Origin of the sequence: Burkholderia sp. SIMBA_051, from assembly GCF_046534915.1 — a bacterium.
In the GTDB taxonomy this organism is placed as follows: domain Bacteria; phylum Pseudomonadota; class Gammaproteobacteria; order Burkholderiales; family Burkholderiaceae; genus Burkholderia; species Burkholderia ambifaria.
Map to the genome: position 1 here is coordinate 168,770 of NZ_JAWRXS010000014.1, position 13,656 is coordinate 182,425.

14 protein-coding genes are annotated in these 13,656 nt (G+C 68.0%); 11 read left to right on the forward strand and 3 right to left on the reverse strand.

Going from position 1 to position 13,656, the window contains the following annotated elements; genetic code table 11:
• Positions 1-87: 87 nt before the first annotated feature.
• A complete protein-coding gene (locus tag SB771_RS29100) occupies positions 88-366 on the forward strand; it encodes an HU family DNA-binding protein (protein ID WP_006401505.1) in 279 nt (92 codons plus the stop codon).
• A gap of 135 nt (positions 367-501) precedes the next feature.
• On the opposite strand, the gene SB771_RS29105 is transcribed toward SB771_RS29100, so the two are convergent.
• On the reverse strand, positions 502-1,812 hold the full coding sequence (locus SB771_RS29105) for a GTP-binding protein (protein ID WP_175661314.1): 1,311 nt from the start codon (positions 1,810-1,812) through the stop codon (positions 502-504).
• A 186-nt stretch (positions 1,813-1,998) separates the two neighbouring features.
• A complete protein-coding gene (locus SB771_RS29110) occupies positions 1,999-2,448 on the reverse strand; it encodes a lytic transglycosylase domain-containing protein (RefSeq protein WP_126226889.1) in 450 nt (149 codons plus the stop codon).
• A gap of 369 nt (positions 2,449-2,817) precedes the next feature.
• Between SB771_RS29110 and gspD the strand changes: the two genes are divergently transcribed.
• The 3 genes from gspD to gspF are packed head-to-tail and all read left to right on the forward strand — an operon-like array spanning position 2,818 to position 7,869.
• The gene (gene gspD, locus SB771_RS29115; protein ID WP_105830767.1) at positions 2,818-5,151 is read left to right on the forward strand and encodes a type II secretion system secretin GspD; all 2,334 of its coding nucleotides are present in this window, start codon (positions 2,818-2,820) and stop codon (positions 5,149-5,151) included.
• On the forward strand, positions 5,148-6,647 hold the full coding sequence (gene gspE, locus SB771_RS29120; RefSeq protein WP_175661313.1) for a type II secretion system ATPase GspE: 1,500 nt from the start codon (positions 5,148-5,150) through the stop codon (positions 6,645-6,647). The genes gspD and gspE overlap by 4 nt, the downstream gene beginning before the upstream one ends.
• A 4-nt stretch (positions 6,648-6,651) precedes the next feature.
• Entirely contained in the window at positions 6,652-7,869 is a 1,218-nt protein-coding gene (gspF, locus tag SB771_RS29125; RefSeq protein WP_011655584.1) for a type II secretion system inner membrane protein GspF, read from the forward strand.
• Between the two features lie 30 nt (positions 7,870-7,899).
• Here the strand turns inward: gspF and SB771_RS29130 are convergent, their stop codons facing one another.
• Positions 7,900-8,310: a general secretion pathway protein GspC gene (locus SB771_RS29130; protein ID WP_175661312.1), complete on the reverse strand. Its 411-nt coding sequence runs from the start codon at positions 8,308-8,310 to the stop codon at positions 7,900-7,902.
• 177 nt (positions 8,311-8,487) lie between these two features.
• On the opposite strand from SB771_RS29130, the gene gspG reads away from it, so the two are divergent.
• The 7 genes from gspG to gspM are packed head-to-tail and all read left to right on the forward strand — an operon-like array spanning position 8,488 to position 13,649.
• Complete coding sequence (gene gspG, locus SB771_RS29135; RefSeq protein WP_006751354.1) at positions 8,488-8,940, forward strand: type II secretion system major pseudopilin GspG; 453 nt, start codon at positions 8,488-8,490, stop codon at positions 8,938-8,940.
• A 43-nt stretch (positions 8,941-8,983) separates the two neighbouring features.
• Positions 8,984-9,541 carry a GspH/FimT family pseudopilin gene (locus tag SB771_RS29140; RefSeq protein ID WP_175661311.1) on the forward strand — a complete coding sequence of 186 codons (558 nt, stop codon included), beginning with the start codon at positions 8,984-8,986 and terminating at the stop codon, positions 9,539-9,541.
• Positions 9,538-9,945, forward strand: a complete 408-nt coding sequence (gene gspI, locus SB771_RS29145) for a type II secretion system minor pseudopilin GspI (protein WP_081467163.1) — start codon at positions 9,538-9,540, stop codon at positions 9,943-9,945. The genes SB771_RS29140 and gspI overlap by 4 nt, the downstream gene beginning before the upstream one ends.
• A complete protein-coding gene (locus SB771_RS29150) occupies positions 9,923-10,627 on the forward strand; it encodes a type II secretion system protein J (protein WP_011655581.1) in 705 nt (234 codons plus the stop codon). Before gspI ends, SB771_RS29150 begins: the two co-directional genes overlap by 23 nt.
• A gap of 2 nt (positions 10,628-10,629) precedes the next feature.
• Positions 10,630-11,751: a type II secretion system minor pseudopilin GspK gene (gene gspK, locus SB771_RS29155; RefSeq protein ID WP_175661310.1), complete on the forward strand. Its 1,122-nt coding sequence runs from the start codon at positions 10,630-10,632 to the stop codon at positions 11,749-11,751.
• A 24-nt stretch (positions 11,752-11,775) separates the two neighbouring features.
• The gene (gene gspL / locus SB771_RS29160; RefSeq protein ID WP_175661309.1) at positions 11,776-13,146 is read left to right on the forward strand and encodes a type II secretion system protein GspL; all 1,371 of its coding nucleotides are present in this window, start codon (positions 11,776-11,778) and stop codon (positions 13,144-13,146) included.
• A complete protein-coding gene (gene gspM, locus SB771_RS29165; protein WP_012362733.1) occupies positions 13,143-13,649 on the forward strand; it encodes a type II secretion system protein GspM in 507 nt (168 codons plus the stop codon). The genes gspL and gspM overlap by 4 nt, the downstream gene beginning before the upstream one ends.
• Positions 13,650-13,656: the final 7 nt, after the last annotated feature.

The following is a 13,656-nucleotide window of genomic DNA, read 5'->3' on the forward strand; positions in this document are numbered from 1 at the left end:
GTCTGACTCTCGATGGCACGGTTCGCGCACGTATAATCGGCGCGTTCGCGCTGTTCGTGTCAAACCTAACCTGAAAAAGGAACCTTAATGAACAAACAGGAACTGATCGACGCCGTCGCCGCCCAAACGGGCGCCAGCAAGGCTCAAACCGGCGAAACGCTGGACACGCTGCTCGAAGTCATCAAGAAGGCCGTGTCGAAGGGTGATGCGGTTCAGCTGATCGGCTTCGGCAGCTTCGGTTCGGGCAAGCGCGCAGCACGTACGGGCCGCAACCCGAAGACGGGCGAAACCATCAAGATCCCGGCAGCCAAGACGGTCAAGTTCACGGCTGGCAAGGCGTTCAAGGACGCCGTCAACAAGCGTTGATTCAGCGCCTGTGCCTGGAAAAAAACCCGCCTTTCGGCGGGTTTTTTGTTGGGCGCGCGCGGCATTTTCGCCACAGTCCGCACACCTCTTGCAAGATTTAACGGTTAGCTTTCGCGCGCCGTTTTTTACCGCGCGTTACACGTGCACGATCTGCGCGTCGGGATCCTCGTCGTCGTGCGCGTCGACATCCCATGCCGGGAACGGATCGTCGAACGTGGTCCATTGCGCGGCACCGAGCGCGAATTCCGCATCGGTGAGCAGGCATGCGTCGAGCTTCGCGCGCCATGCGTCGGCATCGAGCCCGATGCCGATCAGCACGAGTTCCTGACGGCGATCGCCCACCGCGCGATCGTCGAGGTCGCCCTGCCACTCCGTGCGAATTTCCGCGAGCAGTTCGTCGTCATCCGGCCATTCCGCGCGATCCTGCGCGGCCCACCACAGGCCTGCCGGGCCATGCCGGCACACGCCGCCCGCCTGCGACAGCGAACCCGCGATGTCGTTGCGCGTCGCGAGCCAGAAGAAGCCCTTGCTGCGCAGCACGCCCGGCCACTCCTGATGCAGCAGCGCCCAGAGTCGCGCTGGATGAAACGGCCGGCGCGCGCGGTAAACAAAATTGCCGATGCCGAATTCGTCGGCTTCGCCGTGCACGTGCGCATGATGCGGATCATGGCACTCGGGATCGTCGCAGTGCGTGTGATCGTCTTCCAGCGACGCGAGCCAGCCCGGCGCATTCGCGGCTTCGTCGAAATCGAAGCGGCCGGTGTTCAGCACTTCGTCGAGCGGCACGTTGCCGAACGTCGACACGACCTGGTGCGCGCGCGGGTTGAGCCGCGCAAGGATGTGCCGCAGGCGCGCGAGTTCGTCGGCGCCGACGAGGTCGGCCTTGTTGATCACCAGCACGTCGCAGAATTCGATCTGCTCGATCAGCAATTCGACGAGCGTGCGATCGTCTTCGTCCGATGCGGCGATGCCGCGTGTCGCGAGCGCGTCGTCGGAACCGTAGTCGCGCAGGAAATTGTAGGCGTCGACCACGGTGACGAGCGTGTCGAGCCGCGCGACGTTCGACAGCGACGCGCCGTCGTCGTCGACGAACGTGAAGGTTTCGGCGATCGGCATCGGCTCCGCGATGCCGGTCGATTCGATCACGATCGCGTCGAAGCGGCCGTCGGCCGCGAGATTGCGAATCTCGACGAGCAAGTCGTCGCGCAGCGTGCAGCAGATGCAGCCGTTCGACATCTCGACGAGGCGTTCCTCGACGTGCGACAGCGCCTGCGCATCGCGCACGAGCGACGCGTCGATGTTGACCGCCGCGAGATCGTTGACGATCACGGCGACTTTCAGGCCCGCGCGGTTCGCGAGAATGTGATTGAGCAGCGTGGTCTTGCCGGCGCCGAGGAAACCGGACAGCACGGTGACGGGCAACGGCTGGTTCATTGCCGGATTCATAACGATTTGCACCAACGGAAAAGATGAAAAAGCGGCCGTGGGGCCCTGGCGGGGCGCGATCGGCCGGGGGCCAGTCGCCCGATGCCGGTCGCCCGGAACCGGTCGAAACCGCAGCGTGAGCCCGCATTGTGCATCAAACGCGCACAGGCCGAGCGGCCCGGCGTCAGCCCGCGGCGCGGCGCGACGTCACTGCTCGGGCGGCAGCAGCTTCCACTGCGCCAGGATTGCGGCGATCTGCCGCGCATACTTGTCGCGCAGCGACGGCGTTTCCGAATGATAGGCGCCGACGGCCTGCCATGTATTGCCGTAGCGATTCATTTTCTGGCGCAGATGCCATGCGGCGATATAGACGTTCTTGCACGGCTCCATCAGCGTGTCGCGGCCGATGCCGTAGCGCGACAGCGTCGGCAGGTGGATCGAATTGATCTGCATCAGGCCGTAGTCGACCGAGCCGTTCGTATTCTTGTTCAGCGCGGCGGGCCGGTTGCGCGATTCCTGCCACGCGATCGCGCGCAGAATCAGCGGATTGACCTGCTGGTACCGGGCGGCCTCGTCGAAACAATCCGCGCGAGCGTTTCCGCAGGCGAACCACACGCCGGCGGCGATCAACGCGATCGAAGCGAACCGTCTGTTCATGGTGCGGAAAACGAAAAGGAAGTGACGCAAAGATCGGGAAAACCCGTGCCTGTTATTCGTACGGATGGAAACGCGCCGCCCGTATCATACCGGCAGTCCGTTACGTATTGACACGCGAAAGACGGCAGCCCGTTTATACCGCATTTCGGTGTCGGTTCATCCCAAAACGGCGGCGATGGCCGGAATGCCTGGCGGAGGCCGAAATCTTACATATTGCATACGGTATGCCGAAACCATGTCGTATGTGAGACAGTCCTCAGCTCAATGTGATATTTCGGACATGAAAAACTGCTAATGTCGCCTCTTTAGGACTTGGATCCCAGCACTACCGCCGGAAGTGGCCCTGAGCCGGCATCGACCCATTCATCCATGACAAGAAATCGCTTCGTTATGCGGCGCGTCGCCACGACCCTGATCGTCGCCGGCATCATCGTCTCGCAAGCCGCCTACGCTCAGGTCACGCTCAATTTCGTGAACGCGGATATCGACCAGGTCGCGAAGGCGATCGGCGCCGCAACCGGCAAGACCATCATCGTCGACCCCCGCGTGAAGGGGCAGCTCAACCTCGTATCCGAACGGTCCGTGCCGGAAGACCAGGCGCTGAAGACGCTGCAATCGGCGCTGCGCATGCAGGGCTTCGCGCTCGTGCAGGATCACGGCGTGCTGAAGGTCGTGCCCGAGGCCGACGCCAAGCTGCAGGGCGTGCCGACCTATATCGGCAATGCGCCGCGCGCACGTGGCGACCAGGTCATCACGCAGGTGTTCGAACTGCACAACGAATCGGCGAACAACCTGCTGCCGGTGCTGCGGCCGCTGATCTCGCCGAACAACACGGTCACCGCCTACCCGGCGAACAACACGATCGTCGTCACCGATTACGCGGACAACGTGCGCCGCATCGCGCAGATCATCGCAGGTGTCGACAGCGCCGCGGGCGCGCAGGTGCAGGTCATCCCGCTGCGTAACGCGAACGCGATCGACCTCGCCGCGCAATTGCAGAAGATGCTCGACCCCGGCGCGATCGGCAACAGCGACGCGACGCTAAAGGTGTCGGTCACGGCCGACCCGCGCACCAATTCGCTGATGCTGCGCGCATCGAGCGCATCGCGCCTCGCGGCGGCGAAGCGCATCGTGCAGCAGCTCGACGCGCCGAGCGGCGTGCCCGGCAACATGCACGTCGTGCCGTTGCGCAATGCCGATGCGGTCAAGCTCGCGAAGACGCTGCGCGGGATGCTCGGCAAGGGCGGCAACGACAGCGGCTCGTCGGCGTCGTCCAACGATGCGAACAGCTTCAACCAGAGCGGCGGCTCGTCGGCGAGCGGCAACTTCTCGACCGGCACGTCCGGCACCCCGCCGCTGCCGTCCGGCGGCCTCGGCGGCGGTTCGTCTTCGTCGTCGGCCTACGGCAGCGGGTCGTCGGGCAGCGGTGGCGTCGGCAGCGGCGGCCTGCTCGGCGGCGACAAGGACAAGAGCGACGAAAACCAGCCGGGCGGGATGATCCAGGCCGATGCGGCCACCAACTCGCTGATCATCACCGCGTCCGATCCGGTCTACCGGAACCTGCGCTCGGTGATCGACCAGCTCGACGCGCGGCGTGCGCAGGTCTATATCGAGGCGCTGATCGTCGAGCTGAACTCGACGACGCAGGGCAACCTCGGGATCCAGTGGCAGGTGGCGAGCGGCCAGTTCCTCGGCGGCACGAACCTGGCACCGACGGCCGGAACCGGCCTGGGCAACAGCATCGTCAACCTGACGAGCGGCGGCACGGCCGCCACCACCGGGCTGGCCGCCAATCTCGCGGGCCTGAGCCAGGGCCTCAACATCGGCTGGCTGCACAACATGTTCGGCGTGCAGGGGCTTGGCGCGCTGCTGCAGTATTTCGCCGGCGTGAGCGACGCGAACGTGCTGTCGACGCCGAACCTGATCACGCTCGACAACGAGGAAGCGAAGATCGTCGTCGGCCAGAACGTGCCGATCGCGACCGGTTCGTACTCGAACCTGACGAGCGGCACGACGAGCAACGCGTTCAATACCTACGACCGTCGCGACGTCGGCCTGACGCTGCACGTGAAGCCGCAGATCACCGACGGCGGGATCCTGAAGCTGCAGCTCTACACGGAGGATTCGGCGGTCGTCAGCGGCACCACCAACGCGCAGACCGGCCCGACCTTCACGAAGCGCTCGATCCAGTCGACGATCCTCGCGGACAACGGCGAGATCATCGTGCTCGGCGGCTTGATGCAGGACAACTACCAGGTGTCGAACAGCAAGGTGCCGCTGCTCGGCGACATCCCGTGGATCGGCCAGCTGTTCCGTTCGGAATCGAAGCAGCGCCAGAAGACCAACCTGATGGTGTTCCTGCGCCCGGTGATCATCTCCGATCGCAGCACCGCGCAGGAAGTCACGGCCAACCGCTACGACTACATCCAGGGCGTGACCGGCGCGTACAAGTCGGACAACAACGTGATCCGCGACAAGGACGACCCGGTCGTCCCGCCGATGCCGCTGGGTCCGAGCCAGGGTGGCACGCCCGCCGGGAACCTGTTCGATCTCGACAAGATGCGTCGCCAGCAGCTGCAGCGCCAGGTCGCGCCGGTGCCGGCCCAGCCGCTGCCCGAGGCGACGCCCGCGCAGCCGCAAGGCGTGCCGCAGCAGTCGGTGCCGCAACAGCCGCTGACCGCCACGCCGGGAGCCTCGCAGTGAGCAACGTGCTCGCGTCCTCGACCCAGGACGGCGCGCCGGGCGAACGGCAGCCGCCGTCGCCGCTCGCCGCGCGCCTGTTGCCGTACGGCTTCGCGAAGACCGGCCAGGTGCTGATCGCGCACCAGCTCGACGACACGCTCGAGGTGTGGATCAGCGAGCGCACGAACGATGCGGCGCTCGCCGAAATCGCGCGCAACTTCGGCTCGATTTCCGTGCACCGCGTGCCGGCCGACGAGCTCGCGCAGGCGATCAACCAGGCGTACGCGCGCCAGGACGGCAGCGCCGCGCAGGTCGTCGGCGAGGTCGAAGGCGAAGTCGACCTGTCGCGACTGATGCAGGACATCCCCGAAGTCGAGGATCTGCTCGAATCGGAAGACGACGCGCCGATCATCCGGATGATCAACGCGCTGCTCACGCAAGCGGCGCGCGAACAGGCGTCGGACATTCACATCGAGCCGTTCGAGAATGCGTCGGTCGTGCGGTTTCGCGTCGACGGCACGCTGCGCGACGTCGTGCGGCCGAAGAAGGCGCTGCACGGCGCGCTGATCTCGCGGATCAAGATCATGGCGCAGCTCGACATCGCCGAGAAACGCCTGCCGCAGGACGGCCGCATCACGCTGCGCGTCGGCGGCCGGCCGGTCGACGTGCGGGTGTCGACGCTGCCGACCGGGCACGGCGAGCGCGCGGTGCTCCGTCTGCTGGAAAAGGATGCGCAGCGCCTGAACCTCGAGGCGCTCGGGATGGGCCGCGACACGCTCGTCCAGTTCGACAAGCTGATCGGCCGCCCGCACGGGATCGTGCTGGTGACGGGCCCGACCGGCTCGGGCAAGACGACCACGCTCTATGCGTCGATGTCGCGGCTCGAAACGGCGACGACCAACATCATGACCGTCGAGGATCCGATCGAATACGACCTGTCCGGCATCGGCCAGACGCAGGTGAACGAGCGGATCGGGATGACCTTTGCCCGTGCGCTGCGTTCGATCCTGCGTCAGGATCCGGACGTGATCATGATCGGCGAAATCCGTGACCTCGAAACCGCGCAGATCGCGGTGCAGGCATCGCTCACGGGCCACCTCGTGCTCGCGACGCTGCACACCAACGACGCGGCCTCGGCCGTCACGCGCCTGACCGACATGGGCGTCGAGCCGTACCTGCTCGCGTCGTCGCTGCTCGGCGTGCTCGCGCAGCGTCTGGTGCGCCAGCTCTGCCCAGCCTGCAAGGAAGAGCGGCACGAGGACGGCCGCACCGTGTGGCATCCGGTCGGCTGCGACCGGTGCGGGCATTCGGGCTATGCGGGCCGGCGCGGGGTATACGAACTGCTGCTGATCGACGATTCGATCCGCGCGCTGATCCACCGCAACGCGGCCGATGCGGAGATTCTCGCCACGGGGCGCGCACAAGGGATGCGCACGCTGCGCGACGACGCCGAGCGCTGGCTCGCGGCCGGCGCCACGTCGCTCGAGGAAGTGCTGCGCGTGACGGGAGGCGCATAGCGCGATGCCGGCATTCCGTTTCGAAGCCATCGATTCGGCGGGGCGACCGCAGAAAGGCGTGATCGATGCCGACAGTGCGCGCGGCGCGCGCGGCCAGCTGCGCACGCAGGGGCTCACGCCGCTCGTCGTCGAGCCGGCCGCCAGTGCGACCCGCGGCGCGCGTTCGCAGCGCCTCGCGTTCGGCCGCAAGCTGTCGCAGCGCGAACAGGCGATCCTCACGCGCCAGCTCGCGAGCCTGCTGATCGCGGGGCTGCCGCTCGACGAGGCGCTCGGCGTGCTCACCGAGCAGGCCGAACGCGACTACATCCGTGAGCTGATGGCCGCGATCCGTGCCGAGGTGCTCGGCGGCCATTCGCTCGCGAATGCGCTGGGCCAGCATCCGCGCGACTTCCCGGAAATCTACCGCGCGCTCGTCGCGGCGGGCGAGCACACCGGCAAGCTCGGCATCGTGCTGTCGCGCCTCGCCGACTACATCGAACAGAGCAACGCGCTGAAGCAGAAGATCCTGCTGGCGTTCACGTATCCGGGGATCGTCACGCTGATCGCGTTCGGCATCGTCACGTTCCTGCTGAGCTATGTCGTGCCGCAGGTCGTCAACGTGTTCGCGAGCACGAAGCAGCAACTGCCCATTCTCACGGTCGTGATGATGGCGCTGTCGGAGTTCGTGCGGCACTGGTGGTGGGCGATCCTGATCACGGTCGCGCTCGTCGTGTGGTTCGTGAAGGCGACGCTGTCGCGCGACGGGCCGCGGCTCGCGTTCGATCGCTGGGTGCTGACCGCGCCGCTCGCGGGCAAGCTCGTGCGCGGCTACAACACGGTGCGCTTCGCGAGCACGCTCGGGATCCTGACCGCGGCCGGCGTGCCGATCCTGCGCGCGCTGCAGGCGGCCGGCGAGACGCTGTCGAACCGCGCGATGCGCGCGAACATCGACGATGCGATCGTGCGCGTGCGCGAAGGCTCCGCGCTGTCGCGCGCGCTGAACAACGTGAAGACATTCCCGCCGGTGCTCGTGCACCTGATCCGTTCCGGCGAAGCGACGGGCGACGTGACGACGATGCTCGACCGCGCGGCGGAAGGCGAGGCGCGCGAGCTCGAGCGGCGCACGATGTTCCTGACGAGCCTGCTCGAGCCGCTGCTGATCCTCGCGATGGGCGGCATCGTGCTCGTGATCGTGCTGGCCGTGATGCTGCCGATCATCGAGCTGAACAACATGGTGCAGTGACGGCCTGACCGCTCGTCAGGCCGCCACCGTTCAACGCATGTAGATCGCGGGGGACGGCGTGTTCGCGGGGAGCTGGATTTCGGCGCGGGCGCCGTTGCGGTCGATGATGATCGAGCGGCTGCGGACTTCGGCCAGCTTCGCGCCGGACGTGAGCTCCGCGCCGAGCGACACGGCGCGCGGCGGCTCGCCACCGATACCGACGATCGCGGCGGCGCCACGACCGAGCGAGAGAATGCCGAACAGGTGGATGTCCTGCACGGGATTCTTGTCGAGCTGTCCGCCGAAGAGCGCGGCGGCGTCCTCGGTGCGGATCGGCAACCGCGCGGCGGCGGCGGGCAGCGGCGCTTCGCGGGCCGACAGCGTGACGACCCAGTAGGTGGCCGTCGCGCACAAACCCGCGAAGAGGGCGAGGGAGAGGATCCGGATCGAGAGCGCGTTCATGCGCGCTATTGTACGGATGTATATGAAATTTGCGTTGGGTGAAAGCCCTCGGCAATGCGCGCCTTACAATGCGTGCTCCGCGCCCGGGGAATCGGAAGCTTGCCGTCAGGCAAACGTTCGCGATGCGCCGGGTGCGTCACTCAATCGACGATATTTTTTGGAAAGAGGTAGTCAGTCATGCAAACGTGGATCACTCGCCGTAATGCGGCCGTGCGCCGTCAGCGCGGTTTCACGCTGATCGAGATCATGGTGGTGGTCGCGATCCTCGGGATCCTGGCGGCACTGATCGTGCCGAAGATCATGAGCCGTCCCGACGAGGCGCGCCGTATCGCCGCGAAGCAGGACATCGGCACGATCATGCAGGCGCTCAAGCTGTACCGTCTCGACAACGGCCGCTATCCGACCCAGGAGCAGGGCCTGAACGCGCTGATCCAGAAGCCGTCCACCGATCCGATCCCGAACAACTGGAAGGACGGCGGCTATCTCGAGCGCCTGCCGAACGATCCGTGGGGCAACGGGTACAAGTACCTGAACCCGGGCGTGCACGGCGAGATCGACGTGTTCAGCTACGGCGCCGACGGCAAGGAAGGCGGCGAAAGCAACGATTCCGATATCGGTTCGTGGCAGTAAGTCGGCATCGACCGATCCGACGATCGTCCCCGTTCTTCATTTCATGCCCGCCCTTCGCACGCCCCTGCGCTCCGCTCGCGCTCGCCGCGCTGCCCGCGACCGCCGTGTGCGGCGCGTGCGGCGCGGCGCGGCCGTGACCCCGGCACGCACGCGTGCACGCGGCTTCACGCTGCTCGAGATGCTGGTCGTGCTCGTGATCGCGGGCCTGCTGGTGTCGCTCGCGTCGCTGTCGCTCACGCGCAATCCGCGCACCGATCTGCGCGAGGAAGCGCAGCGCATCGCGCTGCTGTTCGAGACGGCCGGCGACGAAGCGCAGGTGCGCGCGCGCCCGATCGCGTGGCAGCCGACCGCGCACGGCTTTCGTTTCGACGTGAGTTCGCCCGACGGCTGGCGCACGCTGCGCGACGACCTGCTGCGCCCGCGCGACTGGGACGGCGGCGTCACGGGCGCCGAAATCGATTATCCGGGGTCCGACACGCACGCGAGCACGGTCGTGTTCGGCACCGAAAGCGTCGACATGCCGGTGCGCGTGACGCTGCATTCGGCGGTCGGCAGCGCGACGATCGTCGGCACCGGCAACGGCCGGTACGAGGTGCAATGACGATGCGTCGTCGCCTGCCCTTCCCGGCTTCCGGTTCCCGAGGCTTCACGATGATCGAGGTGCTGGTCGCGCTCGCGATCATCGCGGTCGCGCTGGCCGCGTCGATCCGCGCGGTCGGCACGATGGCGAACAACGCATCCGATCTTCATCACCGGCTGCTGGCCGGGTGGAGCGCCGACAACGCGCTCGCGCAGTTGCGGCTCACGCATGCGTGGCCGGAGGTCGGCGAGCAGAGTTTCGATTGTTCGCAAGGCAACGTGCAGATGGTCTGCACGCAGCGCGTGAGCACGACGCCGAACCCGGTGTTCCGGCGCGTGCAGATTTCGGTGAGCATGCCGGGGCATCCCGGCGTGCTCGCGCAAATGGTGACGGTGGTCGCGAATGAAACCAGCCGTCCGCTCTGACGCGCCGATGCGGCGCCGTCCCATGCGTTTCGCTGGCTCGCGCCGCGTGCGCGGCTTCACGCTGATCGAACTGATGATCGCGATCGCGATCCTCGCGGTGGTCGCGATCCTCGCGTGGCGCGGGCTCGACCAGATCATGCGCGGCCGCGACAAGGTCGCGTCCGCGATGGAAGACGAGCGCGTGTTCGCGCAGATGTTCGACCAGATGCGCATCGACGCGCGACTCGCCGCGACCGACGACGAAGCCGGCCAGCCGGCGATCGGCGTCGCCGGCAATACGCTGCAGATCGTCCGCACGCTCGACTTGGCCGGCGCCGCGCCGCGGCTGCAGGTGGTCCGCTACCGGATCGCCGGCGGGCGCGTCGTGCGCTATGCATCGCCGCCGCTCGCCGATGCGAACCGCTTGCGCGACGTGCTGAAGGACAGCGGCGTCGACGGCTGGAGCTGGGTCGCGCTGATGGGCGGCGTCGGGGCGATCGACGCGAAGCTGTACGTGCCGCGCGTCGGCTGGACCACCAACCTGCAGACGGCCAACGACGCGCTGGCGCAGAACAACGATGCGCTGAAGGTGCCGCAGATCGGCAACGCGCCGCCGACACGCGCGGTGACGGGGCTGCAGGTCAGCATCGGCGCGACGTCGCTGCGCGTGCCCGTCACGCGCATCTTCCTCGTCGGGGAATGACGATGCGCGCGCGCCCTCACCGTTCCCGCTTCGCCGGCCGCCCGCCCGCAAGCACACATGCCCGCCGCGAGCGCGGCGCGGCGATCATCACCGCGCTGCTCGTCGTCGCGCTGTCTGCGATCCTCGTGTCGGGGATGCTGTGGCGCCAGCAGGTGCAGATTCGCCGGATCGAGAACCAGCGCGTGATCGCGCAGGCGCAGTGGGTCGCGCGCGGCGCGCTCGACTGGACGCGCATGATCCTGCGCTCCGAGGGCGACACGGCGCCCGGCATCACCTATCTCGGCGGGATCTGGGCCGTGCCGATCGCGAAGACCAAGCTGTCGGACTTCCTCGGCCGGATCGGCGCGCCGAACGACAACGGCGGCGAAGACACCTACCTGTCCGGCTCGATCGAGGACGCGCAGGCGAAGTACAACCTGCGCAATCTCGTGTCGTCGCCGGCGCCCGGCGTGCTGCAGCTCAACGTGATGCAGCTGCAGGCATTCCAGCGGCTGCTGACGACGCTCGGCTACGACGGCGCGTTCGCGAAGCGGATCGCGCTGCACATGCGCGCGGGCCTGATGCATTCGGCGACGCGCTTCCAGACGCCGACGCTGCCCGGCGCCGGTACGGCCGCGACCGCGCCGGTGGCCGGCGGTGACATGCAGGCCGGCAACTTCACCGACGAGCCGGGGATGTCCGACGGCGAGCGCGGCCCTGCGCCGCTCGTGATGTCGGGCGTCGACAACCTGCTCGACGTCGACGGCGTGACGCCCGAGATGGTCGCGCGGCTGCGCCCGTTCGTCACCGTGCTGCCGACCACGACGCCGGTGAACATGAACACCGCGCCGGCCGAGGTGATCGCGGCGCTGGTGCCGGGGATGAGCGTGTCGTCCGCGCAGGCGCTCGTGTCGCGCCGCGAGACCGTGTTCTTCCGCAACGTCGGCGACGTGCAGCTCGCGCTGCGCGGTGCCGGCGCGCCGAACGTGACGATCGACTCGAGCCTCGTCGACGTCAATTCCAGCTATTTCATCGTGCATGGCCGGATCCAGCACGATCGCGCGGAGGTGGATCGCACCTCGCTCGTGTATCGTGATCCGACCACGCACTCGACGCGGGTCGTGCGCATCCGCGACCAGCTATAACGACGCCATCCGGGAGAGGAGCTCTTGAGCACGCTGATTGTTTCTTTGCCGCCGCGCGAGCCGGCCGTGCCGTTGCAGGAATGGCAGTGGCCCGAGCTGCCGTTCACGCTCGTGGACAAGGCCGGCCAGGTGCAGCGCGCGGGCCACGCCGCGCTCGCGCTGCTGCCGCGCGCGAACGAGACGCGGCTGATCGTCGCCGCGCGCGACGTGCTGCTGCTCGCCGCGACCGTGCCGCCGCTCAAGGGGCCGAAGCTGCGCCAGGCGCTGCCCAACATCGTCGAGGATCAACTGATCCAGGATCCGCTCGGCTGCCATATCGCGCTCGACCCGGTCGCGCTGCCCGATGGCCGTCGCGTGCTGGCCGTCGTCGACCGCGCGTGGTTCCGTACGATCTGCGACGCGTTCGCCGCGGCCGGCCACCGGCGCCTGAGCGCGGTACCCGCGACGCGCTGCCTGCCGGCGCCGCGCGAGCCGGCGCAAGCGCCGCTCGATACGCCTGTCGACGGTGAGGCCGTCAAGGCCGACACGATCACGCTCGCGAACGCACCGGCCGGCCGCCCGACGGCCGTGGCCGCGGTGCTCGGGCTGGCGACCACGGTCGAACCGGCGCTCGTCGAAGCCGGCGCGCTGCCGGTCGCGGCCGGTGCGCCGCGTCTCGAACTCGCGATCGCGCGCGGCGCGCTCGGCGAGGGTTTCGCGGCGCCCGCGTCGCGTGCCGCCGGCACGCTGGCCGCGCTCGCGGGCGGCGGCGACGTCGAACTGTACGAACTCGGCGAGCCGGGCGCGGAGCCGCGGCTCGCGTCGGTCGGCCGCACCGACGGCCCGCTGCTGCCGGGTGCGCAGCCGCTGCCGTTCGACACGTTCGCGCGGCGTGCGCTCGCCGAGCGCTTCGATCTGTGCCAGTTCGAATTCGAGTCGCAGCCGTGGCGCTTCGACCGCGCGACGATGAAGCGCCTGCGCGTGCCGATCGCCCTCGTCGCGGCAACGCTCGGCGTCGCGGTGATCGGAATGAACCTGCACTGGTGGAAGCTGTCGCGCGAGCGCGATGCGCTGTCCGCGCAGATCACCGAGACGCTCCTGTCCGCCTTCCCGAAGACCACGACGGTGCTCGATCCGCCCGCGCAGATGCAGCGCCAGCTCGATCAGCTGCGCCTGGCGGCGGGCGAGCTGTCGCCGAACGACTTCCTCGCGCTGTCGAGCGGGCTGTCGCGTTCGATGGGCGCGCTGCCGCTGAACGGCATCGCGTCGCTCGATTATCACGACCGGCGGCTCGACGTCGGCTTCAAGCCGGAGGTCAAGGTCGACCCCGATTTCCCGCAGCGTCTCGCGCGCAACGGGCTCGCTGGCGAAGTCGACAGCAGCACCGGCAAATGGACCATCCGGAGCCGCCCATGAAGACCGAACAACTGAACCAGACGCTGGCCCAGTTCTGGGGCGAGCGCTCGCAGCGCGAGCGGACGCTGCTCGGCTGGGGCGGCGCCGTGCTGGCCGTCGCGATCGCGTATTCGGTGCTGTGGTCGCCCGCGCAGGAAGGCCGCGCGCGCATCCGGCGCGAGCTGCCGACGATGCGCAGCGAGCTTGCGCAGATGACCGCGCAGGCCAACGAGGCGAAGTCGCTGACGGCCGCCGCGCAAGGCGTCGCGCCGACCGGCCTCGCGCTGAAGGATGCGCTCACCGCGTCGCTGTCCGATCACGGGCTGCAGGGCGCGCAGGTGCAGGTCGTCGGCAACGGCGTGCAGATCCAGTTGAAGAACGTGCCGTTCCCGGTGTGGACGCAGTGGCTCGACGACGCGCGCAGGCAGTTCAAGGTGCAGGTCGGCGAAGCGCACGTGACCGGCCTGAAGGAAGACGGCCAGGTCGACCTGACAGCCGTGATGCAACCCTCGACGCAGAAGTGACGCAGTG